Here is a 24,226-nt window from a genome sequence, read left to right as displayed (position 1 = left end):
ACCTAGTACCACGTAACATATTATAGTTCGCTTTTGTATAAAGTGTGATACACTGGTGACACCATGATAAAGGAGGTCGCCATGTCACTAAGATATCGAGTAACATTGACCCAGGATGAGCGTAAAGAATTGGAGGCATTAACACGACGTGGAAAAACACACGCGAGAAGAGTTATACATGCCCGGGCTTTATTGCTTTGTGACGCCGGAATTGATGGGCCGGCATGGAATGTTGCCGACATTGCAAAGGCGCTTGGAATAACAAGCCGCACGATTGAACATTTAAAAAAGCGGTTTGTAACGGATGGCCTTGAATCTGCGATGGAGCGCAAACCACGGGAAAAACCGCCAAGAGAAATCTTGTTTGACGGTGCATTTGAAGCAAGGCTGATCGCCTTGGCTTGCTCAGAGGCTCCCGAGGGACACCAACGATGGACAGTCAGACTTCTTGCCGATAAGGTTGTCGAGCTGAACATCGCTCCATCCATATCGCATATGACTGTGCAGCGGATTTTAAAAAAAACGAACTTAGACCTCACCTCAGCAAGTACTGGAAAATCCCGCCGAAAGGAAGCGCAGCATTTGTAGCCGCGATGGAGGATCTTTTGGAAGTCTACCATCTGCCATATGATGCTGATTATCCGGTGGTATGCATGGACGAGTCTTGCAAGCAAATGATCGGAGAAGTCCGTGAGCCGATACCGTGCAAACCGGGACAACCGGTGCGCGTTGACGACGAATACGTCAGAAACGGCGTCGCAGAAATATTCATGGAAGTGGAACCGTTGGCGGGCAAAAGACATGTGGCGGTGACGGAACGCCGCACCAGGAAGGATTGGGCGTTGCAGATCAAACAGATGCTTGATGAACGCTATCCTGACGCAATCAAAGTGCGACTGGTTATGGACAATTTGAATACGCACAATATCGCCTCACTCTATGAAACATTTGAGCCCAAGGAGGCCAGACGCCTGGCGGAACGGCTTGACATCCATTATACGCCGAAGCATGGAAGCTGGCTCAACATGGCAGAAATTGAACTCAGCGTTCTGAATGGTCAATGCCTTGATCGACGGATCGCCGACATGGAAACCATGCAGGCCGAAGTGGATGCATGGGAAAGAGACCGAAACAACAGCTCCAAAATAATTGATTGGCAATTTACTACCTCAGACGCTCGGATCAAGCTGAAACGTCTTTATCCGAATTTATAGAAGTTACGTGGTACTAGACAAAAAACGATGGGCTAAGCAATTTGCCTAACCCCTTGTTTTTATTGGTGGGCGATGCGCGATTCGAACGCGCGGCCTTTGGTTCCGGAGACCAACGCTCTATCCTACTGAGCTAATCGCCCCTGTGGGTTGGTTATTTGAAACAGAAAATCTGCCATCTGATAAAGATGGGCAATTTGGAAGGGCACTTTTTGGCATTTTTCCTGTAATCTGTCAAGGTCATATTTTATCAGGGACGGGTTCCTCATCGGGTAACACGCGGTAAGATCACAGGTAAAAGAAGTAAATATGAAGACTCTTTTAGGTAATGGTTGAAGTCAAGGATCAATTCTGTTAGATTCACCGATTATTGGTGACTTATCCATTATATGTACAAGAAGTGCCCGGAAGCGTATCTATTTAATAACAAACTATTTTCATTCAGGAATCCTGAATCCTGTTTCGGTATTTGAACAGTTTGCTGAATTGATTGGGGGTGTGATGACGAGTCCAGTAAAAATTTTCACTACACATAAGTTAATGGTTTTAATGGTCTGGCTGGGGCTGATATGTATTTTCTGTCTGCCGTCCAATTCCCTGGCCGCCAACAGAATCCTGAATATCCGTCATTGGGTCGCGCCGGATCATACCCGAATAGTCATCGATACTCGTGAGGCAGCCCGCTATCAGGTTGTAAAGGAAGGCCAGGTGCTGTCCCTTTATTTCAGAAACTGCGACATGCAGGAATCCATTCCCAATGCGATGCTCCTGAAAAAAAGAGGTATTGAGAAAATTCTGCATGAGCCCGTCGGCAGCCGCAGATACAAAGTGGATTTTTTCCTTGATGAGAAAGTGGAAACCACGGTTTTCAATTTAAAAAAGGTGGAAGACAAGCCTTATCGTATCGTTATCGATATTAAATTTCCAGATGTCGAAAAAAAGGAAGTCGAGGAGAGAGCTCAGGCCAGGGTGCAGCAGAGGCATAGAATAATCGTTATCGATCCCGGACATGGCGGTGACGATCCTGGGGCTGTTGGCAATGGGGGAACTTACGAAAAAGACGTTGTTCTGGAAATCAGCAGGAAGCTCAAGGCTTTCTTGAATCAGCAACAGGGATATCGTGCTTTTCTGACGCGGGAAGGAGACTATTACGTCCCATTCAAGAAAAGGATGCAGATTGCAAGAGAATACGGCGCGGCCATGTTTATCAGTGTGCACGCCGATGCCGCACCGAACCGGGAGGCAAGGGGCAGTTCGGTTTATTGTCTCTCCCTGGGCGGGGCCAGCAGTGTGGCTGCAAGGATTATAGCGAGCAAGGAAAACCTCGCCGACCTCATCGGCGGTTCTCCCAATGGGGAATCCAGTGAAGCATCCGACCCTATCATTCTCAACATGTGCCAGACGAACACATTGAATTTATCCAGGAATTTTGGAACGGTCCTGTTGGATAGTCTGGGAGGGGTGGGCCATGTGAAATTCAGGGCAGTCCAGGAAGCTGATTTCCGGGTTTTGAAACTTCCTGAAATTCCATCCGTTCTTGTAGAAACAGCATACATATCCAATTCGGAAGAAGAGGAATTGTTAAAAGATTATGCTTTTCAGTTGAGAATTGCAGAGGCCATGGGAAAAGCCATCTGCAATTTCGAACCCTCCATCCCGCTGACGCCATCCATAACACCAGCCGTTCTGGTCCGCAATGAACGCGATACAAAAAAGGCTGAACCCTTTCAAAGTCCGCTAGCACCGGTGAGCAAAAAAGTATCCCTCCATGAATCAAAGGATGAAAATCCCCCCACCATCCTTTTTCATAAGGTAAAAAGAGGAGAAACCCTGCAGAAAATAGCCCTCCGATATGATATCCCCCTTGCCGATCTGGCCCGATTAAACACCATCCGGATTCAGGACCCTCTTCTGGCGGGAAAGAAGCTGAAGATCGCAAAATTAGCCAACGCCGAAACTTCTGAGAATGAAAGGACGGCAGCGAATAGAAATCCTGTCTCACCCCGGATACCGGAAAAGGAAAAGGACCGGCCTTCCTTCCATAAAGTGCGGCGGGGAGAAACCCTGGATGCCATAGCGCGTCAATATGGGACTTCGCTTGCAAATCTTCTCAAAATAAATGGAATGACGATGAAAGATCCTCTCTTCGCAGGCGCTGCGATAAAAGTGAAGGGTGACGAGACCGTCAATCGTGGCGGGGAGGATGGAGCCGGCAACATCACAAGGAGAATCGCAAAAAATTCTCAGGCTGTCAGGTCATCGTCACGGGTTGCCTCTGTGTCCTCTTATGAAGTCAAAAAAGGCGACAGCCTCGATTCCATCGCCCGGGAGCATAATACGACTCTGTCCGCTCTTATGGAGCTCAATTCCATGAAGAGAACCGACAAGTTGCTCGCGGGAACGAAAATCAGGCTTCCCGAATCAGCGTCGAGCAAAGAATTAAAAGAGACGAAAACTCTATCGTCCGTGGCAAGACCCGTCGCCGGAAAGAAGAAAGGCGAACTGATTACCTACAAAGTGAAACGGGGCGATACCCTGGATACGATCGCCCGCAAGTATAAAACGCGGATCGATGTCCTGCTCTCACTGAATAACATGAAGCTGACCGATCCTTTGTATGCCAATCAGCCCTTGAAGCTTCCCGGGGATTCATCCTTTTTCTAAGAGGTGAAGAAACAAGAGGGACATGATGAGAATATCGGCATGGAACCGGCGAATTCTACCGATAGTCGTTATTTCAGTCGGCCTGCATCTGCCGGCCTTCACCGTTTCTGCTCAGGACATTTTTTATAACGGAGAACCTTTTAAAACACAAACGAAACTGACACCGCCGGCCCCTGCGGCTGCGGCTCCTGTTCCGAAAAACAATTTCCGCAAGCCGACCGATCTACTCGCCCCGGATAGAATGACTACAGATTTTGAGCCACGAGTCCTGCCGGAAGGAAAACATGATAAGCAGGAAAAAGAGGATTACTGGGCCACTTATGACTTGGGTATTTTTGCTCTTTACCTGTCCACTCTGCGCAATCGGATAATGGAACACGATATCAGTGGCCCCATGATGAGTGAGAAAAGCCGCTTTGAGGTAATGCGCTCATTAACTTCGGACTTTTCCGATCTGTCTTCACGGGAAAGATTTCAATCTATCGGTGAAATTTTTGAACCCGAACTGAAACTGGGGATTGAGTTCTGAAAGGATAAGCATCAGCGCTTATGATGATAAAGATTCAGGATGGTTTGTACGCCTTTCTCTGGCAAAGCAACAGAGAAAATAACTGCAACACGTTTCTGATTCATGAAGAAAAGACAATCCTCGTTGATCCGGGATATCGCCACCTGTTTAATCATGTGGAACGGGGACTTGCGACTCTGAATCTTTCACCGGAACAGATCGACGCAGTCATTGCAACCCATGGTCATTCCGATCATCTGGATGCCGCGGTGGATTTCAGTCGGCAAACCTTGTTCATGATGGGGCAGGAAGAATACCGGTATTTCAGCAGACTGGCCAGTCCTTCTTTCCCGATCCCTGAGCCGGACATCCTGCTGCAGGAGGGAGAATTGGATATCGGCACTGTGAGATTTCAGGTCATTTCAACGCCGGGGCATTCTCCAGGTTCGCTCTGCCTGTACTGGCCGGAACGAAAGGTGCTCTTTTCCGGTGATGTGGCTTTTGATCAAGGCATCGGCCGTTCCGATCTTCCCGGCGGCAACGGTAAACTGCTGAAGGAAAGTCTGAGAAGAATCGCTCAACTGGACGTGGAATATCTTCTGCCGGGTCATGGCAACGTAATCGCAGGCAGGGAGGCGGTCCAGGCCAATTTCCGGATGATTGAATCCTGCTGGTTTAACTATCTTTAAGAAATGACGCGGAATGTATCTGCTTGAGATAGAAGTTTTTCAACTGCCCGCGCTCCTCGTTCCACTGCGGATCACGCTCCAGATTCGGGGTCACCGCGGAACCGGAAATCTGCCGTTGTTTCAGATTGCGTTTCGCCTCTGCTGTCTTTTCCGTGGACTTTTCCTTAAGCTCAGCCTGGAACCGGTTTATCATGTCCCGAAGCGAAGCAGTATCGCGATGCAGAACCTTTTCAAGAATCTGAAAATGGATTTCGTTTTCTCCATCCGGGTCGATTCTTCCAAGGAGTTCCTGGATAAGATCGGACATCAACTCCGGCTCTTTTGCCTTTTCCCTCTCAATATCGGCCTGAAGTCGCGAAATATCCATAGCCCCATCGACGCACTTCTGCACCCATCCTTTGACCCTGCCTCTGAGCTCCTGTGAATGAAGGGCCTTTTTTTCTTCATCCGTCATGGTCAAATTCCGGGTCTTTTCCATGATTAAATCCAGCGTGCTTTTAATCTCGGCCATTTTCATTCCCCTTCCCTGTTCTTTTTTTCTGCTACGGCATCCGCCTGCGACTGTCAAGAATTTTATCTCTTCAGTTCGGCCCCAGAGCTTCTTTGTTCTGGCCAGGGCTTGCTTCCATTTCGAAAATCGCTTCGCAGGGTTTGGATATCCTGTTATTTCTCCGTCTTCTCCAAAGTATCCGAACGGATTAACCGGTTCTCTTATTGATCATACCATGACGGCGGGTAAGGATACCGCGAAAATGCATAAGTAAACACTCCATTCAAAATAAGAGATTTTACGGTTTTACTTTTTGATGAAACAGCTTAAAGTGAGTTAAGAATTTTTTTGAAATCGAGAAGCGCTTTCAGCTTGTGGCGTCTGATCCGGCAGTATGGTGACGAAACAGGATGAACGTTCATGAAATTTAGGAAAGGAATGCATGCGAAAGAATTCTTTCAAAATCCATAACCATTCAAATGATTCATAAGGAAAGAAAGGATGGAACGCTATGGACTTAAAAACTTATTTCGATGAAACAAAGGGAGCCGGCATCCTGGCTACAGCGGACTCAGCCGGGAAAATCGATGCAGCCGTATACAGCAGGCCCCATGTCATGGAGGACGGGCAACTTGCCTTTATCATGACGGATCGCTTGACCCATGCAAATCTCCAATCCAACCCCAATGCCGTTTATCTTTTTATGGAAGAAGATAAACGATGGAAGGGAAAGCGCCTTTACCTGAGCAGAACGAAAGAGGAAACGGATTTGGAAAAGATTCAGTCCCTGATGAGAAGAAGAAAACCTTCGGATGTAGAAAAGTATAAGGAGATCAGGAAATTTCTCGTTTACTTCAAGCTGGATAAGGAACTGCCTCTCATCGGTGAAGGGGAGTAACATCCGAAATCGCCATCGACACCGGAAATAAAATATCCTGTGCGTCAGCCTGCCAAAGAAACAGGGGGCGTTTCCGATGTGATGGGCTGATCCGGTAAATTCCTTCAGGATCAAAAAGAGCGCCGTTGTAATCAACGGCGCTCCATCAAAACATTCCTTAAAATAAAATAAAATTACAATTATGCCTTCGAAGGCTTCTTGTAGCTGAGGGCGATCACAAAGCCGGCAATCAGAAGTCCCGCAGCCACATACAGGGCGATCGGCTTAATCGCGGGGCTGGAGAAAACGAGAGGCCCGGCCACGCCGGCACAACCCCAGGCCGTCAGCATCATCCCATAGATCCTGCCGATATTGGCCGGTCCGAAGGAATCCGCGGCAAAAGCAGGCATAGTGGCGAAACCGCCGCCGTAGCACGCAAGAAGATAGCAGGCGGCCACAGTATACAGCGTCACATTGGCAACCTGCGGCAGATAGACATAAAGGGCTGCCTGGGTGGCAAACATGATCATGAAGACGCCTTTCCTTCCGATCAGGTCGGAAATACTGGCCCAGAAGAGGCGCCCCAATCCATTGAAGATGGCGGAAATGGCCACAATGGAACCACCGGCAACCGCCAGGGCTTCGGGAGTAATTCCGGGTGTCGCTTTTTTAATCACATCCTGCGCCATGGGAGACAATTGAGAAATCAGTCCCAGTCCGGCGGAAACATTCAGGAACAGCATGGCCCAGAGCATATACCACTGGGGGCTTTTAAGCGCCTGATTAAAGGTGAAGGAATCCGCGGCGGAAACACCACCGGAAGCAGCGGGGGAATAACCTTTGGGCAGCCAGCCCGCCGGCGGGTTCTTGTAGAACTGGGCCGCACCGGTGACCGCAATCAGGAAGATGACTCCCCATATATAAAAGGTTTTGGCCATCCCCATGGAAAGGATCATACCGGGGGCGATTTTTCCCATGAAAAACGCGCCGGCACCGAATCCCATGACGGCCAGACCTGTCACCAGACCTCTCTTGTCAGGGAACCAGCGGATGAGGGTGGCGATGGGGGTGACGTAGCCGAACCCGTTACCCAGACCGGCGATAACGCCGAAGCCGAGCCAGAGCAGGGGGAGACTCCCCACCTGATCGGCAAAGCCTGCTATCAGGGTTCCAACGCCGAAAAGGATGCCGCCGATCGAAGCGACGAATTTCGGTCCCTTCTTGTCGACCAGCATGCCGCCGAAGGCGGCCGAAATGCCGATGACCGCCATGAGGATCATCATGGTTGCCTGGGTGCTGGGCTCACTCCAGCCATGGACGGTCATCAGGGGTTTCTTGAATACCGACCAGGCATAGACGGTACCCAGGCAGAGCTGCATGACAATGGCAGCGCCAGCGATAATCCATCGCTTGCTTTCTAAATTCTCATTACTCAAATTTTATTCCTCCCTTTAAAATATAAAATTCCCATCGTAAAATAGGTTTTCCCCATTTATAGGCAAAGGGAAATTAATTCAAGAAAAAAATTCTTTCCCTTTGCCTATGACCTGATCTCAGTGACCCCGATAGTAGTGGGCCAGCGAGTTGGCACATTCCGGACAGCATAAGGAGGGATCGCAGTGTCGGAGGAAATCTTCCCGGAAATATTTCAGCATCGTCGTGATGGGAAGAATGGGTGACTGCCCGAGTGCACAAAGGGAGTTTTTCATCAGTTTCGCCTTCTCCACCATGAGGTCCAGATCGCCCGGAACCGCGGTTCCAGTGGCGAACTTCCGGGCCAGATGATGAAGCTGGCGGGTTCCCACGCGGCAGGGGACGCACTGACCGCAGGATTCATGTTCGAAGAAGTTGAGGACATCGAGGAGAAAATCCACCGGACAGGTGTCTTCGTCACAGACCAGTACCACGCCGGAACCCAGCGTCACCCCCGCCTTGATCGTTGAATCGATGTCCAGCGGCAGATCCATCAGTTCCGGCCCCAGGATACCGCCGGCGGAACCGCCCACCTGGGCGAACTTGAAGGTCTTTCCGTTCTTGATGCCCTTCCCGAACGTTTCGATGATTTCCCGCAGGGTTGTTCCCATGGGCATTTCCACCAGCCCCGTCCGGTTCAGCTTGCCGGAGAGACAGTACAGTTTGGTTCCCGTACATGTTTCCAGGCCGACGGATTTGTACCAGGCCGCACCCTTCTCGATAATCATCGGCACGGAGGCATAGGTTTCCACGTTGTTGACGTTCGAGGGCTTCGCCAGGAAGCCGGCCCCTGCCGGGAAAGGCGGCCGGAAGCGAGGGTAGCCCCGTTTTCCTTCCATGGAATTCATGAGCGATGATTCCTCGCCGCAGACATAAGCCCCGCCCCCTTCTTTGATGAAGATGTCGAAGCGGAAGGAAGACCCGAAAATGTTATCCCCCAGGATGCCCTTTTCCCGGGCCTGATCGATGGCCCGCTGGAGCCGCTCGATGGAGCGGCGGTATTCACCCCGGATGTAGATATACCCGACCGTGGCGCCCGTGGCATAGCCGCAGAGCATCATGCCTTCGAGGAGTCCATGGGGATTTTCCTCCATGAGAATCCGGTCCTTGTAAGTGCCCGGCTCCCCTTCGTCGGCATTGCAGATGACGTACTTCTGCATGTCCCCCTTGGGCAGGAAGGACCATTTCACGCCTGCGGGGAATCCTGCACCGCCGCGGCCACGCAATCCGGAATCCTTGACGATGGCGATCACGTCATCGGGCTGATATTCCGCCAGGGCTTTCTTTATTGCTGCATAACCACCCTTTTCCAGATAGCTGTCCACGCTCAGGGGATCGATCGAGCCGATTTTCTCCGTCAGTCTCTGGGTCTGTCCGGGTTCATCCAGCATGCAGACTCTTCCTTCCACCTCGGGGCCACAGGCCTCGCCGAAGAAGGGCTCCCTGCTCCGGTACCCGTCCAGAATCGTCGCAATCCGCTCTTCCGTCAGGTTGCCGTGGAGATCGTAGTTGATCATCATCGCCGGAGCCACGGAACAGATGCCCAGGCATTCACAAGCCTCCAGGTGGAACAGTCCGTCCGCCGTTGTCTGGCCGGGCGAGATCCCCAGGTGCTTTTCTACATAATCGAAGATCGTCCTCGCCCCCATGACATGGCAGGGGCCGGACTTGCAGACCCGGATCAGGAATTTCGCCCGGGGCCTGGTGCTGAACATCGTATAAAAGCCGACAAAGCCCGCCACCGTACTCTGCGGGAGGTTCATGGCCTCCGCGACGGCGTTCAGGGTTTCCGGGCTCAACTGCTGGTTGCCGGACAGATTTTCCAGATCCCGCAGAATGGCCATCAGGTGTTCCCTGGCCTTTCCCCGGTTATTAATCACCTCTTGGATATTTTCCGTCGTAATCATCGCTATCCCCTCCTTACAGGTAAATTTTTTCGATTTTGCAAGAACAGACCTTATATTCGGGGATCTTGCAGACCGGATCCAGCGCGTCAATCGTCAGGACATTCGCGCAGGTCTCAAAGAAATGGAAGGGCATAAAGACCACGCCGGCTTTCGGCTTTTCCGATATTTTCGCCTTGATGCGGATGCTGCCGCGCCTCGTGGATACGGAGATGACCTCGCCATCGGCGATATTGTAGTTTGAAGCCTCGTTCGGATTCAGTTCAACGTACCCTTCCGGAACGATCTCATCGAGAATCCGGGAGTTCCGGGACATGGTTCCCGTATGGAAATGCTCCAGCAGACGGCCGGTTGTCAGAATGAGCGGATATTCCGAATCCGTTTCCTCCGCCGGGGGGGTATAGTCTATGGCCGTTAGCAGGCCGAGTCCCCGGCTGAATTTATCCTTGTGGAGGACCTGCGTGCCCGGATGGTCTTCCGTGGGGCAGGGCCACTGAATCAGTTCCTTCTCGATGCGGTCGTAAGTGATTCCCGCATAAGAGGGTGTGACCGTTCGAATTTCTTCGAAGATATCCTCTGCTTTCCCGTAATTCCAGTTCATGCCCATCCGATTGGCAATCTGCATGATAATCCACCAGTCGTCCCTGGCTTCGCCCCACGGGGCAACCACCTTGTGCATGGGCTGGACGCGTCGTTCGGTATTCGTTGCCGTTCCTTCTTTTTCCAGGAAGGCATAGGCAGGGAGGACCACATCGGCATACTGAGCCGTTTCCGTGAGAACGATGTCCTGAACGACCAGAAACTCCAAGGCATTCAGGCCTTCAATGATATGATGCTGATTGGGATCGGAAACAACAGGATTTTCCCCCATCACATAAGCGGCCTTCAACTGGCCGGCGATGGCCGCGTTGAACATTTCCACCACGGTCAGTCCCGGTTTCATCGAGAGGCCGGAGGCGCCCCAGGCCTTCTCGAACTTCGCCTTGTTCTCTTCGCTGGCAACAGTCTGGTAAGCGGGATAAACGGCATTGAGCGCCCCCATGTCGCAGGCGCCCTGGACATTGTTCTGACCGCGCAGCGGATTGACGCCGCCGCCGGGTATCCCCAGGTTGCCCATGAGCATCTGCAGGTTGGCTGTGGATTTGACGCCGTTCACGCCGGAAATGAACTGGGTGATCCCCATGGCATAGTAGAGCGCGAAGGGCTTGCAGGCGGCCATCAGGCGGGCGGCTTTGGGAATGTCTTCCCCGTTTTCCAGACCGCAGATTTCCGCGACATATTCAGGCGTGTATTTTTCCAGGGTCTTTGCGAGTTCATCGAATCCTTCGCACCGCTCAGCAACGTATTTCCTGTCGTAAAGACCTTCCTTAACAAGGACATGCATGAATCCGTTGAGAATGGCGATGTTTGTCCCCGGCTTGATCTGGAAGAAATAGTCCGCGTATTTGGCCAGTTCGATCCTGCGGGGATCCGCCACGATCAGTTTCTTTCCTTTGTTGACGACCTGGGCCTTGATCATGGACCCGATCACGGGATGATTGTCCGTCGTATTGGTTCCGATCAGGAGATAGCCTTCACTGACGGGAACTTCCCGAATGGAATTCGTCATGGCTCCGGAGCCGAACACTGCCGCCAGACCGGCGACGGTGGAGCTGTGTCAGAGCCGGGCGCAGTGATCCACATTGTTGGTGCCGATCGCCGCGCGCATGAATTTCTGCATGAGGTAATTATCTTCGTTGGTGCATTTAGCGGAAGAAAGGGCCGCCAGGGCGTCCGGCCCGCTTTTCTCCTTGATTTCCTTGAATCTGGAGGCAACCAGGTCCAGGGCTTCATCCCAGCTCGCTTCCTCGAGCTGCCCGTTCTTCCGGATGAGGGGTTTGGACAGTCTCTTGGGGCTCTGGACGAAATCGAACCCGAACCGTCCCTTGACGCAGAGATGGCCGTTGTTGGGACCGTCGTCATGGCCGAGGGCCTTGACAAGCTGACCGGCCTTGTTCTTGCAGAAATCGATCTTGCAACCCACGCCGCAGTAAATGCAGATGCTTGATTCCTTTTCCAGCTCCCAGTTCTGCCCCCTGCCGAGCACCGTCTGAAAGGTCAGGGCGCCGGTGGGACAAAGCTGCACGCAGGTCCCGCATTTCACGCAACTGGAATCGCCGATGGTCTGGAACATCCCGGAGGTCAGATGGGCATGGCTCCCCCGATCCGTGAACTGCCAGACATTGGACATCTGAATCTCGCCGCAGGCCTTGACGCACCGCCCACAGAGGACACAGCGGTTTTCGTTCCGCTTCAGCCCTTCGCTGGACTCGTAATCGATGACCCGAACATTACGGGGAAAATCGCTGCTCACCGGCTCAATGCCGTAGCGGTTTACCAGGGTTTGCAGTTCACAGGCGCCGTTGGCGTCGCAGTAAAGGCAGTTGTGATCGCCTTCGGAGAGGAGCAGTTCCAGGATTCCCTTGCGGATTCCCCGGATTTCCTCATCTTCCGTAATAATCGACATGCCTTCCATAGCCGGTTCGGTGCAGGATGTCTTCAGCATGCCGTTGTTGACCCGAACCAGACAGAGACGGCACGCACCGGTCTTGCTGATCTTGGGATGATAACACAGGGTGGGAATGTCAATGCCGCTGGCAAGCGCAATTTCCAGTATGGTCTGGCCCGCTGTCCCGGTAACCTCCTTCCCGTCGATACTGAGCTTGATCTGTTGCATAAGGTAACTCCTTCGTGAATTATGGCGTTTCCTTTAAGCGCCTGTTATAAGTGTACCGGATGGTTATCCGTTTGCAATTGGACACATCCCTCATTTTTCCGGAAGTTCTGAATTCAGTCGATCATTGAGCAACCGGTCGCCTGATCATGAATCAGGGCTGTTTTACTCTGTGATGAATCGTCTTTCTTCGGCAACTTCGTCTCCTTGCAACCAGCATTTTACCTGTAACCTGCAGGACAGTATCGCCTCCTTTCCGCTGCTTTTTTATTTCGTGAATTGAATGCAACCCCGGGCATGAAATCTCCGGGAACTTCTGCCAACCGGAGATTTAGGTGAATTTGAGATATTGTCCGAGATGGAAAGATATTATAAGGACCATTCCCTGTAATTTAACTATGTTCATCAATACAGTGCAAAAATTTTAATTATATTATTGAGTGAGACACTCTTATTCATAAGGGATTTAAAAGTCAATAAAAAAATAATACGTAAATACATTATAACTATATGATAATTATATAGATTAAAGTTGGAGCATCTATTGATTTCATTTCGATGATTGAACAAAAAAACTCTCTGATTCAGTTACATGATAAAAGATTTGCAGAAATGACGCAGACCAGAAAGGGAACATTCTTTTTAATTGGAATTCCAATCATTTCAAGTTGATCGGTCTCCATGTCGAGGCGGCCGTGTATTTGATAAGTGATGAGCGTTCCCGGATCTTTTTTGTACTTTTTTCTTCGTGGAAATCATTACAGACGATGTAGAGACTGAGTTGAATCAAGTTGTCACCTGGAGGGTCCTTCCGCAACAGATTATTTCCTTCTTCAGGGTTTCCATGATTAATTCAGTATCTTCGGAACCTGCCGTTCGGCCGGGATAAAGATCATAAAGTCGCCGGTAAGCCGGCGGGGTAAAATCCGGCATGACAACATTGGCTCCGACAGCGAGCGCCTTTTTCCTTCCCTCCGGATGGAGGACGGACAGGGCGGTGGTGGCGGGAAGATTGATGGTGGGACATGCAAGACGGACGAGGGCCAGAACGGTGAGAACGGGCAGAACCATGCCTGAAGGACAGGCCGCCAGAGGCGTCTGCGGATGAGGCAGGAATGGCCCGATACCGGCCATATCGGCTTTCAGAGAAGAAATCAGGAGAATGTCATCAGCCAGAACGGCGGCATCCTGGCCGGGCAGTCCCACCATGATACCCGCGCCCGTCTCATAGCGCAATTCCTTCAGCCATTTCAGGCACTGCAGACGGTTTTCCTGTCGGGAATCCGGGTGGAGTCGTCCGTAAAGAGAGGGACTGGCTGTTTCATGTTTCAGCAGATAACGGTCTGCGCCGGCTTCCCGGAACGCATGATAATCATTCCGGGGGCGCTCCCCCAGGGACAGGGTAACGACCAGACCGGTTTCCGCTTTGATGGATTGAATCAGACTGCAGAGCTTCTCTGTCGTGTAAAATGAATCTTCGCCGGATTGAAGGACCAGCGTGGGGATCTTAGCCGCTTTGACGGCAAAGGCCGCCTCCAGGATCTCCCGGTTCGACATCCGGTAGCGTTTCAACTGTCGGTTTACCCGCCGAAGTCCACAGTAGAGGCAGTTCCGCTCACAATAATTTGAAAATTCAACGATGCCGCGAAGATGAACGACATCTCCGACAGCTGCTTTTCTCCGGGCGTCGGCCGCCAGAAACAACGGCTTCAGTTCTTTCTCATCAGCGCATGAAAGAAGGGCGATCAGGTCATCCCGCTGAGGTAGACCCGATCCCTTAAGCCGCTCCAGACAATCTGTAATCTTCCCCGGTGCCGTCATCGGCGCCGCCTGTCGCGGCATTCTTCCAATTCCATATCACTGTTGCCCCTTTACCGGCTTTATTGACGGTTTTTCGGCAGTCGAGGTTCGCATGCCCGCGTCGCTTCGACCTTTCCGCCGTCCCTGATCATCCATTGAAATGCCTCAAAGAGGGTAAATCTCATCAGATAAAGAGATCCCGTTCGCCTCTTTCGATTCGCCCGAGGCGCTCTATCAGAATCTGTCGGGTTTCCAGTTTTTCCGTTCTCTCGACAAGCCCGGCCAGAAGTTGCTCTCCCACTTCCTTAGTCCTGGGAGAAGCGTAATCCATGAGATATTCCTTGAAGGTCATCATGGCGTTGCTTCGGCAAAAATGCTGGATCAGACCGGGTTTCGCCAGATCCATGAAATCCCTGCCCGTCCTTCCGAGGCGGTAGCAGGCGGTACAGAAACTGGGGATGTGCCCCCTGGTTGTAATATCGTGGATAACCTCATCAGCAGTTCTCGTATCCCCGAGGTTGAACTGAGCGGCGCGGAATCCTTCGCTTGAATCTTTCGCGTACCCCCCGGGATTCGTTCTCGACCCCGCGCTGATCTGCGAGATACCCAGTTCAAAGACGGCGGTGCGGATTTCCGGCGATTCACGGGTGCTTAAGATCATGCCCGTATAGGGAACCGCCATCCGGATGATGGCCACCAGCTTCTTGAATTCCTCATCGCTCACCGGACGGGGCGGTGATGAGGCCGCTGGGGCATTGAATGCCGGTTCCAGCCGGGGAATGGAAATGGTGTGGGGCCCTACACCGCAGTCGGCCTCCAGAGTCCGGGCATGGATCAGAAGGCCGAGAACTTCATAACGGTAATCGTACAGCCCGAAAAGGGCGCCCAGCCCGACATCGTCAATCCCGGCTTCCTGCGCCCGATGCATGGCCGTGAGCCGCCAGGCGAAATCGGCCTTGGGACCGTGGGGATGCATGGCCCTGTAGGTTTCATGATGGTAGGTTTCCTGGAAAAGAACATAGGTTCCGATATTGGCCGCCTTGAGGCGTTTAAAGTCGGGAACGTTCATCGGAGCGATTTCAACGTTGATCCGCCGGATTTCGCCGCCTTCTTCGGTATGGGTGGCATAGGCCGTTTCGATCGCCTCGATGAAATAATCCAGGCTGGAGCGACTGGGATGTTCGCCGCAGAGCATCAGCAGTCGTTTATGCCCCTCTCTTTCGATGGCCCGAACTTCCTCTGCGACCTGCTCCATGGAAAGGGCAACCCGGTTGAGCTCCTTGTTGTCTCTCCGGAAACCACAGTAAAGGCAGTTATTCGAACAGTAATTGGCGATATACAGGGGAGCGAAAAGGACAAGCCGGTTGCCGTAGATGCTCTGTTTGATTTCTCTGGCCGTTTCGTAAATCGCCAGAATCAGCTCCGGATCGTCCGTCTGCAGAAGGACGGCCGTTTCTTCCGGCGCCAGACCTTTTAATTCCCGGGACTTCGCAATGATCTCCAGAACCTGTTTTCTGTCGGGAGAGCCTGCCTTTCGAAGCAGTTCTTCAATCTCCGTGTCTCTGATAAAATCCTTCATGAATTCGCCCTTTCCTGAAATTACGCAACTTTCTGAAGTGCCGATTTGACTTTGACACCATCCAGGGAGCCAAGCTTCCCCGTCATGGCGCCGATTTCATCCGTCGTGCCGTGAACAATCAGGGACAGGATATGCAGAGCTGCCGGAGGATAGGGAAGGCCCATCCGGCCGATGACAATATCGCCATGCTCCGACAGAATGCTGTTGACCCGCGCAGCCTGTTCCGAACGACTGGTTATGATGATGCTGACGGTGCCGATTCTTCTGTTCATATGATTTTCCCTCAAAAAAAAGAGGTTTGACTCCCAATGGGAATCAAACCTCTCCAGATAAGCATTTTAGGAATTCGTCCTCTCCTTCCCTCTCCCGGAAAATCCATCCGCCCGGAATCGAAAGGTTTCAGATCCTTCCCCCCCGAAGACATTCAACTCCCCTCCAAGTCAGAATTTTCTTCCTCCCTGTCAGGATTCAAAGTCAAAAAATGTATTAAAACCTGTTTAAAGTTCACTGAAAGCGGAACGTTTATCCTTCAGCCGATCAATTATGTCAACACTTTTTATCGGGACATTCACTCCACGTTTTCCAGTATTCATACTGGTGGACCCATTCATCCTTGTACATCTCGACCAGATTCTGGAAGTATTTTCTGTTCTCAATCAGGATAGGTTCCTGTTTATAATAATTTTTCTTCGTTCTTATATCTTCCGTCAGGCTTTCTCCAAGCTGGAAGGCCCGCTTGCCGGCATCGGCCAGTGCTTCCGGTCCCGCCGCCATGGATGCCCCCGCGTTCCCTGTAACGTAGGAACCGAGCGTGAGCATGACTTCGTTCATGTATTCAAGAACATGCTGATCATGACCGAGACTCCCGGAGGTTGCGACCGTAACGCTGTACTTTCCAGCAAAGAGTTGACAGTGTATCGCGTCGGCCATGCGGTCGAGCAGAGTCTTCATCTGGGCGGTAACCGAGCGGATGTAGTTGGGGGACCCCATTACGAGACCATCGGCGGCCAGCATCTTCTCATAGATGCTCTGAAAGTCATCCTTTTTCGGGCACCTTCCGGTTTTGTAGCACACCCCGCACGCGTTGCAGTATTCGATGTTAAACCGGCAGAGATCCACAAATTCCACATCCGCCCCGCTGGATTGCGCACCATCAAGAGCGGATTTGACCAGCCTGAGCGTCGAGCTTTCCGATCCCCTGGGGCTGGCATTGATACCCAATACTTTCATCGTCCTGCCTCCTTCTTTTATTTGTTCGCAGAAATGCCACTTCCGGCGACCGTGATGCTTTTTATTCGCCCTGCGCGGGTGATGGGATAATGTTCACGAACATATCGTCGGAAGAATACTTCCGGCTTCAACCGAATCGGCTGAAATACTTTATTCAATCGGAAATACCTTTTCGGCGAGAACCGTGTTGTTCTCACCGAAGACGACAATTTTCAGCAGGTCCCATCCCTGTTTCCATTGCTTCACATCGACAAAACTTTTAGAGACGGTTGCGCTATTCGCAGCAAGGTTACAGGACGCGCCGCCCGGGGGTGTGAAAGCTTATGGCCAAGCGCATGCGCACGTTGAGGATACGGAGGGCGATCCGGCCTGTCAAGCGGATTTTGCCGCAATTTACCGCATTTCTGAAAAAGCATTTGGCCGCCCGCATTACCATCACTTCATCAGCAACAGGCTCAGGGCCATCACAAGCATCCCGGCCACGAGGCCGATCAGGCTGTCGTGCCCCTTGCCATAAGCCCGGCTTGTCGGCAGCAGCTCGTCAAGGCTGATGTAAACCATGATGCCGGCCACGCCACCAAAGAGCAATCCCATGATTTGGGAAGGGATTCCTCCAACGTTATCGCCAAGAAAAAAACGAATCGCAAGATAGGCGATCCCGGCGCCAACAGGCTCGGCCAGACCGCTGAGCGACGAATACACAAATGCCTTCTTCCGGTTTCCGGTAGCGTAAAATATCGGTACAGAAACGCTTATTCCTTCAGGGATGTTGTGCAGTGCAAGGGCTGCGGCGATGGCCAGGCCGACGGCAGGATCATGAAGGGCGGCAAGAAACGTCGCAAAGCCTTCTGGAAAATTGTGGATTGTAATTGCCAGCGCCGTAAACAGCCCCATCCTCATGAGTTTCTGGTGCCGGATGCGATTATCTTGCAAATTTGACGATGAATTGGCCCTGTCCTCACCCGCGATTGCATGGCAATCGGAAATCGGGGCAGTCGGATCATGAAGGGGCGCCGTTTCCTCTTCGGAGTGCGTCTCGTGAGGATTCTCCTCCGCCGGGATCAGGCTGTCGATCAGACCAATCAGGAACACCCCGCAGAAAAACGCGGCGGCATTCGCCCAGTGTCCCCAGTAATCACCATACGCGGCGGTCAGAGCGTCCAGTCCCTTCGCAAAGATTTCAACGAAAGAGACGTAAAGCATGACACCCGCGGAAAAGCCGGTAGCAATCGAAAGAAAACGGTAGTCGGTCCTCTTCGCAGTAAAGGCGATCACACTCCCGATGCCGGTGGCCATACCCGCAAACACGGTCAGTCCAAAGGCGATCCATACTTCCTGCATACGGCATCTCCATGTGGATTAATGGTTGAAACAAGCGGCGACATGCACGGGACAGACAGGATAATCTGCTTCAGTCTTTGCGATGGGAACTCCACCGGAGAAGTGCCGAGCGCATACCGTCCGGCCAGATATAAACACCATTGCTGAAGCTCAGCCGGCGTCTCAATGTGGAATAGATCAGATCATCATATTTCGTCTCGTCTGTTTCAAGACGTAAATGTCTCTTCGCCCTGCTGAAGGCGTCATCCAAAGTATCATTGACCCAGTTTTCCATGCCTTCTTCAACCAGTACATTCGCATGAATGCCCAGCGCATAGAGGGCGTTCCACGCAATCACCGCGTCGGGGCTGTCATGACGACAACCATGAATCTTCAAGGACAGTTCCGCCATGATGCCGTTTCCCGGCGGCAGCCTCAGAGCCAGCCAGCAGCTTTTGCGTGCAAAGCGTTCCATTTTACGCACAAAGGCCGCCAGATCCGGACTGCCATACATGCCGTGGGAACACATAACGGCGTCGTGAATTGAAGGAGAAGCATCTTCCCAGGTTTGCGAAAGAATTTCGACGTTATGAAAACCGGCATGATTAAGATTTTCTCTCAGAATATCGACCATGCCGGCAGAAGGTTCAATCGCCGTCACACTCCTGACCCTTTTCGCCACCGGAATCGTCCAACGTCCTGTGCCGGGGCCGATCTCAATCACGGCATCCAGCTCATCCATCTCTTTAAGGACGACTTCCAGAAGAGGGTCTGGTCTTTCTGTCCGCTTTCGTGAATGCGCCCTATATCGCTCGACCAGTCTTTTGTCCGTTTTGGGCCGTTTGTTTCTTGTCACCAGCTCACGCCATAATTCCAACCAGTCAACCTCTTTCATTTCCGATCCTCTTCATTAATACAAAGTGACCCATGCGCGCAATATACGCTCAACAACACCGGAGTCACTGATGTCACAAAAAATTGACATGTCAAGTTGCGGTTTTGAATTATGTTCATGCCTACTTCCATATTTTCAATCAAGACTGTGAGCGAATCCACATTTCTCCGACCGATTGCCGCAATAGGTACGATCTCAGTTACAACCCCAGCGTCCGGGCGATGATGACCTTCATGATTTCGTTCGACCCGGCGTAGATCCGCATGATCCGGATGTCCCGCCAGGCCCGGGCGATGGGGTATTCCTCACAGTACCCGTACCCGCCGTGAAGCTGCAGGCAGCGATCCGCAACCCGCCCCGCCATGTCGGTGATCCAGTATTTCGCCATGGACATCTCCCGGGTGAGATCCCGGCCTTCCATATGCTCGACAATCATCTTATCTAAAAAGGTCCGCCCGATCTCGATCTCTGTAGCCATTTCCGCGAACTCGAACTGGGAATTCTGAAAACGGGAAATGGGCCGTCCGAAGACCTTCCGTTCCCGGCAGTAGGCGATGGTGTTCTCCAGCATGAACTCCGCCATCACCTGCGCCCCGATGGCCACCACCAGCCGCTCCTGCTGAAGCATTTCCATCATTTTCCGGAATCCCGTCCCTTTACCGCCCAGACGGTTCGTCACGGGAATCCGGCATTCCGCGAAGAAAAGTTCCGCCGTGTCCTGGCTGTGCCAGCCGATTTTCTTAAGATTGCGGCCTTTTTCGAAGCCCGGCGTTCCCGCCTCCACAAGGTAGAGATCGATCGCCTTGTGCGGGTCCTCCACCGCCGGATCTCTCGCCACCAGGACGATGAGGTCGCAGTTGATTCCGTTGCTGATGAAGGTCTTCTGGCCGTTGAGGACGATTTCGTCCCTGTCTGCTACGGCGGTGGTGCGGATCGCCGCCAGGTCACTGCCGGTATTGGGCTCCGTCATGCCGATGGCCGTGATGATATCCCCGGAGACACAGCCAGGGAGATAACGTTTTTTCTGCTCTTCCGAACCGTACTCGATCAGATAGGGCAGCACGACGGTATTGTGCAGGCGGGCCGCGAGCCCCGTAAAATTGGTCCTGGCCAGTTCCTCGATGACGACCACCTCATAGAGAAAATCGACGGCGGGTCCTCCATAGGCTTCCGGGACGCTCATTCCGAGGAAGCCCTGCTCCCCCATCTTTTTCCAGGCCCACCTTGGGACAATTCCTGCCTCTTCCCACTCCTCGATGTGGGGAACGATCTCTTTGGCTAAAAACTTCTTGAATGTTTCCCGGAAGATACGATGTTCCTGCATATACTGGAGAATTTCCATAAGCACACTCCTGAAGAAGAATTCCATGAAATAACCCCGCAGACCGGGGGAATCAGTTCAAGTGTAGAATTTAAGTCATGTTTCCTGTGCCTTGCACCCCTTTCACGTTCCCAGGCAGGATGGTTGCCCGGGTTTTGTCCGAACAGGGATTACAACATAAAGCAATACATTATCCATGGAATTTCCAGACGGCAAAGCAGGGATGGTCGGGCACAGAAAACAGGCAAGGCAAGTGATTGTAAAAAGTGAATGATCTCAGAAAGGCTCGTGAGACTATTGGGACGTCATCCATCCCTTACGGATTGTCCGGCGATTGCCATTTCCTTTCAAACGCAGCCTTCTCCTGTGATTTCAGACCATGCCGCCGTTCACACAGATCACCTGACCGGTGATGTAGGACGCATCGGGTGAGCAGAGAAAACGGACAACCTTGGCTACTTCTTCCGGCTCTCCCGCCCGCCTCATGGGGATCATCTCCCTAATCCGCTCCTGGGAAAGATCCTGTGTCATGTCCGTCCGGATCAACCCCGGTGCAACCACATTGACCCGTATCCCCAGTCTGGCCACCTCGGCGGCGAGCGAGCGGCTCGCCGCGATCAGCCCCGCCTTGGCCGCGGCGTAATTGGTCTGTCCCCGATTTCCCACCAGAGCTGAGATCGAAGACATGGAAACCACTGAACCCCGGCGGGCTTTCATCATCGCCTTGATCACGGGTTGCGTGACATTGTAAAACCCGTTGAGGGTCGTCTGGATGACCGAGTTCCAGTCAGCTTCCGGCATCATCAGGAAAAGATTATCTGCCGTGATTCCCGCATTGTTCACCAGAACATCCAGCGATGGACGGCTGGCCAGCAGCTCATCGAGACAACGCCGACTCTCAATGGGATCAACGACGTCAAAGCGCAGTTTCTCCGCGGTGCCGCCCTCAGCCTCGATCAGGAAAACGGTTTCCTCGGCTCTCGCGTCATCAGAGCGGTAATTAACCGCCACATGATATCCGGCTCGGGACAGTTCAAGGGCCACAGCGCGCCCGATCCCCCGGCTCGCGCCCGTGACCAGGGCTGTACGGCGTTTATCCTTATCCATAATTTTTACTCCGCGAACTTCGAGATGGTCATGAACTGGCGGCACACGATTGGCCTTCCGTCTGCCAGAACGGCGACATTTCCCTCAGCTGCGCGATGATTCCCGGCAGGGTCTCAATGACCAGATCGACGTCCGCTTCCGTGTTTTCGATGCTGAGACTGAATCGAATCGATCCGTGGGCCATAGTGAAGGGAACGCCCATGGCCCGCAGCACGTGTGACGGTTGCAGAGATCCCGATGTGCATGCCGAGCCGGATGAGGCACAAATGCCATATCGATCCAGCATAAGCAGGATGGCCTCCCCTTCCACAAATTCAAAACTGATGTTGGTGGTGTTGGGAAGACGATTGACCCGGTCGCCGTTAACACGGGCCCGGGGAATTCTCGCCAGAAGTTCGTTTTCCAGTTTGTCCCGCAATTGCCTTACCCTGCTGTCCTCCTCTTCCATATGCCGGGCTGCCAGTTCACAGGCCTTTCCAAGACCGATGATGCTTGGTGTGTTCTCCGTCCCTCCTCGGCGTTCCCTTTCCTGGTGACCGCCGATCATGAAGGGAGAAAAACGCGTTCCCCGCCGGAGATAGAAGACGCCGATCCCCTTGGGGGCATGGAGCTTGTGACCGGAAAGGGACAGCATGTCTATCGTATTTTGCCGCATGTCGATCGGAATTTTCCCGACGGCCTGGACGGCATCGGTGTGAAACAGGATACCGTGGCTGTGAGCGATCTCCGCGACCCTCTCCACAGGAAAGACAACGCCTGTTTCATTGTTGGCCCACATGAGGCTTACGATGGCCGTGTCCGGCGTCAGGCATTGTTCAAAGGCTTCCATATTGAGACGGCCCTCACTGTCGACCGGCAGTTCCGTCACACGATAGCCCGATTCGGCCAGATGGGCGCAGAGCGCTTTGATGGCTGGATGCTCCACCCGACTGGTCACGATATGCTTGCGATCCGGATGGGCGGCCAGTGCCGATCGAATGGCCGTATTGTCGCTTTCCGTACCACAGCTGGTAAAAATGATCTCGTCGGGAGACGCGCCAAGCAAGGCGGCAACCTGTTCCCGGGCCTCCCGGATTTTGATGCCCACCTGCCCGCCAAAGGTATGCATGCTTGACGGATTGCCGTAGAGCTCGCTGAAATAGGGGAGCATCACCTCCAGCACCTCCGGCACAACACGGGTTGTTGCATTGTTATCCAGATAAACCGTCGTCATGCCTTCACCTCCTCAACGATGAGCTCTGGTGTTACCAGTTCACGGAGTTTGAACTCCACAAAACCCTTCAGGGTCTGCTGGGAGGCCCGGCAAACGGCACAGGCCCCCCGGGTCGCCACCAGCACCCGGTTTCCCACCACATCGATGAGTTCCACATCACCGCCGTCGTTTTTCAGGGATGGTCGGATTTCCTTTTCAAGGACATCCTCTATCATGCGGATTTTCTGGATGTTCGTCAGTTTCGGACGGACGGGTTCGCGAACTTCTGCCCGAACCCGGTCAATGATCTCCTGAATCTTTTCGTGGCAGCTCCCACAGCCGCCTCCCGCCTTGGTATAGTTGGTCACATCCTCCACGGTAGTCAGGTTGTTTTCCCTCACGGCTTTTTCGATTTCCAGGTCCGTCACACCGAAGCATTCGCAGACGATCTGCCCCTCTTTCTTTTCCATCGGCGCTCCCCGGTAATAGGCAATCGCCTTTTCCAGAGCCTGCTGCCCGAGAACCGAACAGTGCATCTTTTCCTGAGGAAGCCCTCCAAGGAAAGCGGCAATGTCCTGATTGGTTATCTTTTCAGCCTCTTCCACGGTGAGGCCCTTGATCATCTCCGTCATCGCCGAGGCCGCGGCAATGGCACTGGCACAGCCGAAGGTCTTGAATTTCGCCTCCTTGATCCGCTTGTTTTCATCCAGTTTGAAAGTCAGCCGGAGCGCATCGCCACAGGCCATTGAGCCGACCTCCGCCACCCCGTCCGGATTCTCCACTTCCCCAACATTCCGGGGCTTCAAAAAATGTTCCTTGACCTTATCCGTATATTCCCACATGCAGCTTCCCCCTCTCCAGAGATGATGCAACGCCGTCAAAAGGCGTCTGAAAATTTTTCTTTTTTACGCAATGTTTCCCGTCTTTTTGCCATAATCTTTCGGGGGATTGCAAGATATCATTTGGAGAAGATACGAGCGGAACACAAATATCTTACTGCAACCTAATCAAGGAATCCGGCTTTTTGGGAAATGGCTGTTTGAAAATCAGGTTCTGGGAAGTTTTCTGGAAGTGTGAACCTTAATGATCTTCTCAAGAGCGATTTTGACGACCCTTTGAAGACAGGCAAAGAATTATTGGATTAAATAGAGGGTTTACGTTATATTGACACCAATACAAATAATCTGTTTTTGAGTCAATCCACGCATTTCCTTCAAGAACCCGGCATCTGGACAACCGGACGCAAACAGCCC

The 24,226-nt window shown here is 52.4% G+C and carries 19 protein-coding genes and 1 tRNA gene; 5 read left to right on the top strand and 15 right to left on the bottom strand.

Features of this window, described 5'->3' with window-relative positions:
• Positions 1-81 precede the first annotated feature (81 nt).
• Positions 82-1,214, top strand: a protein-coding gene (locus tag SYN_RS16045) for an IS630 family transposase (RefSeq protein ID WP_148202493.1) whose coding sequence is annotated in 2 segments (ribosomal slippage) — positions 82-511 and positions 511-1,214 — 1,134 coding nt in all. Because the reading frame shifts where the segments join, the coding sequence is not laid out codon by codon here.
• A 63-nt stretch (positions 1,215-1,277) separates the two neighbouring features.
• Here the strand turns inward: SYN_RS16045 and SYN_RS05140 are convergent.
• Positions 1,278-1,354, bottom strand: a tRNA-Arg gene (locus SYN_RS05140).
• A gap of 358 nt (positions 1,355-1,712) precedes the next feature.
• Between SYN_RS05140 and SYN_RS05135 the strand changes: the two genes are divergently transcribed.
• The 3 genes from SYN_RS05135 to SYN_RS05125 are packed head-to-tail and all read left to right on the top strand — an operon-like array spanning position 1,713 to position 5,072.
• Positions 1,713-3,875, top strand: a complete 2,163-nt coding sequence (locus SYN_RS05135) for a LysM peptidoglycan-binding domain-containing protein (protein ID WP_083756445.1) — start codon at positions 1,713-1,715, stop codon at positions 3,873-3,875.
• A gap of 22 nt (positions 3,876-3,897) precedes the next feature.
• Positions 3,898-4,404: a hypothetical protein gene (locus SYN_RS05130; RefSeq protein ID WP_148202492.1), complete on the top strand. Its 507-nt coding sequence runs from the start codon at positions 3,898-3,900 to the stop codon at positions 4,402-4,404.
• Between the two features lie 20 nt (positions 4,405-4,424).
• Entirely contained in the window at positions 4,425-5,072 is a 648-nt protein-coding gene (locus tag SYN_RS05125; RefSeq protein ID WP_011416994.1) for an MBL fold metallo-hydrolase, read from the top strand.
• On the opposite strand, the gene SYN_RS05120 is transcribed toward SYN_RS05125, so the two are convergent.
• Entirely contained in the window at positions 5,059-5,583 is a 525-nt protein-coding gene (locus SYN_RS05120) for a hypothetical protein (protein WP_148202491.1), read from the bottom strand. The genes SYN_RS05125 and SYN_RS05120 overlap by 14 nt on opposite strands.
• A gap of 490 nt (positions 5,584-6,073) precedes the next feature.
• On the opposite strand from SYN_RS05120, the gene SYN_RS05110 reads away from it, so the two are divergent.
• The gene (locus SYN_RS05110) at positions 6,074-6,460 is read left to right on the top strand and encodes a pyridoxamine 5'-phosphate oxidase family protein (RefSeq protein ID WP_011416992.1); all 387 of its coding nucleotides are present in this window, start codon (positions 6,074-6,076) and stop codon (positions 6,458-6,460) included.
• A gap of 179 nt (positions 6,461-6,639) precedes the next feature.
• Here the strand turns inward: SYN_RS05110 and SYN_RS05105 are convergent, their stop codons facing one another.
• The 13 genes from SYN_RS05105 to nifU all read right to left on the bottom strand — a co-directional run bounded on the left by SYN_RS05105 (position 6,640) and on the right by nifU (position 23,815).
• On the bottom strand, positions 6,640-7,875 hold the full coding sequence (locus SYN_RS05105) for an L-lactate MFS transporter (RefSeq protein WP_011416991.1): 1,236 nt from the start codon (positions 7,873-7,875) through the stop codon (positions 6,640-6,642).
• Between the two features lie 117 nt (positions 7,876-7,992).
• The gene (gene nuoF / locus SYN_RS05100) at positions 7,993-9,819 is read right to left on the bottom strand and encodes an NADH-quinone oxidoreductase subunit NuoF (protein WP_049749906.1); all 1,827 of its coding nucleotides are present in this window, start codon (positions 9,817-9,819) and stop codon (positions 7,993-7,995) included.
• Positions 9,820-9,832: 13 nt separating this feature from the next.
• Positions 9,833-12,532: a formate dehydrogenase subunit alpha gene (gene fdhF, locus SYN_RS15740; protein WP_083756444.1), complete on the bottom strand. Its 2,700-nt coding sequence runs from the start codon at positions 12,530-12,532 to the stop codon at positions 9,833-9,835.
• A gap of 783 nt (positions 12,533-13,315) precedes the next feature.
• Positions 13,316-14,371 carry a [FeFe] hydrogenase H-cluster radical SAM maturase HydE gene (hydE, locus tag SYN_RS05085; RefSeq protein ID WP_011416986.1) on the bottom strand — a complete coding sequence of 352 codons (1,056 nt, stop codon included), beginning with the start codon at positions 14,369-14,371 and terminating at the stop codon, positions 13,316-13,318.
• A gap of 142 nt (positions 14,372-14,513) precedes the next feature.
• Positions 14,514-15,908, bottom strand: a complete 1,395-nt coding sequence (gene hydG, locus SYN_RS05080; RefSeq protein WP_011416985.1) for a [FeFe] hydrogenase H-cluster radical SAM maturase HydG — start codon at positions 15,906-15,908, stop codon at positions 14,514-14,516.
• 20 nt (positions 15,909-15,928) lie between these two features.
• Positions 15,929-16,180 (bottom strand): TM1266 family iron-only hydrogenase system putative regulator, encoded by a 252-nt coding sequence (locus tag SYN_RS05075; protein ID WP_041584750.1) that lies wholly within the window; start codon positions 16,178-16,180, stop codon positions 15,929-15,931.
• 274 nt (positions 16,181-16,454) lie between these two features.
• Positions 16,455-17,138 carry a flavodoxin family protein gene (locus SYN_RS05070; RefSeq protein ID WP_011416983.1) on the bottom strand — a complete coding sequence of 228 codons (684 nt, stop codon included), beginning with the start codon at positions 17,136-17,138 and terminating at the stop codon, positions 16,455-16,457.
• A 435-nt stretch (positions 17,139-17,573) separates the two neighbouring features.
• Positions 17,574-18,479 (bottom strand): zinc transporter ZupT, encoded by a 906-nt coding sequence (zupT, locus tag SYN_RS05065; RefSeq protein WP_011416982.1) that lies wholly within the window; start codon positions 18,477-18,479, stop codon positions 17,574-17,576.
• A 70-nt stretch (positions 18,480-18,549) separates the two neighbouring features.
• Positions 18,550-19,353 carry a class I SAM-dependent methyltransferase gene (locus tag SYN_RS05060; RefSeq protein ID WP_011416981.1) on the bottom strand — a complete coding sequence of 268 codons (804 nt, stop codon included), beginning with the start codon at positions 19,351-19,353 and terminating at the stop codon, positions 18,550-18,552.
• Between the two features lie 199 nt (positions 19,354-19,552).
• A complete protein-coding gene (locus SYN_RS05055) occupies positions 19,553-20,695 on the bottom strand; it encodes an acyl-CoA dehydrogenase family protein (protein ID WP_041584749.1) in 1,143 nt (380 codons plus the stop codon).
• 351 nt (positions 20,696-21,046) lie between these two features.
• Complete coding sequence (gene fabG, locus SYN_RS05050; RefSeq protein WP_041584748.1) at positions 21,047-21,781, bottom strand: 3-oxoacyl-ACP reductase FabG; 735 nt, start codon at positions 21,779-21,781, stop codon at positions 21,047-21,049.
• A 28-nt stretch (positions 21,782-21,809) separates the two neighbouring features.
• Positions 21,810-22,994, bottom strand: a complete 1,185-nt coding sequence (gene nifS, locus SYN_RS05045; RefSeq protein ID WP_011416978.1) for a cysteine desulfurase NifS — start codon at positions 22,992-22,994, stop codon at positions 21,810-21,812.
• The gene (gene nifU, locus SYN_RS05040; protein ID WP_011416977.1) at positions 22,991-23,815 is read right to left on the bottom strand and encodes a Fe-S cluster assembly protein NifU; all 825 of its coding nucleotides are present in this window, start codon (positions 23,813-23,815) and stop codon (positions 22,991-22,993) included. The genes nifS and nifU overlap by 4 nt, the downstream gene beginning before the upstream one ends.
• Positions 23,816-24,226: the final 411 nt, after the last annotated feature.

Origin of the sequence: Syntrophus aciditrophicus SB (assembly GCF_000013405.1) — a bacterium.
Classification (GTDB): Bacteria; Desulfobacterota; Syntrophia; order Syntrophales; family Syntrophaceae; genus Syntrophus; species Syntrophus aciditrophicus.
This window is presented reverse-complemented; position numbering and strand designations above follow the sequence as displayed.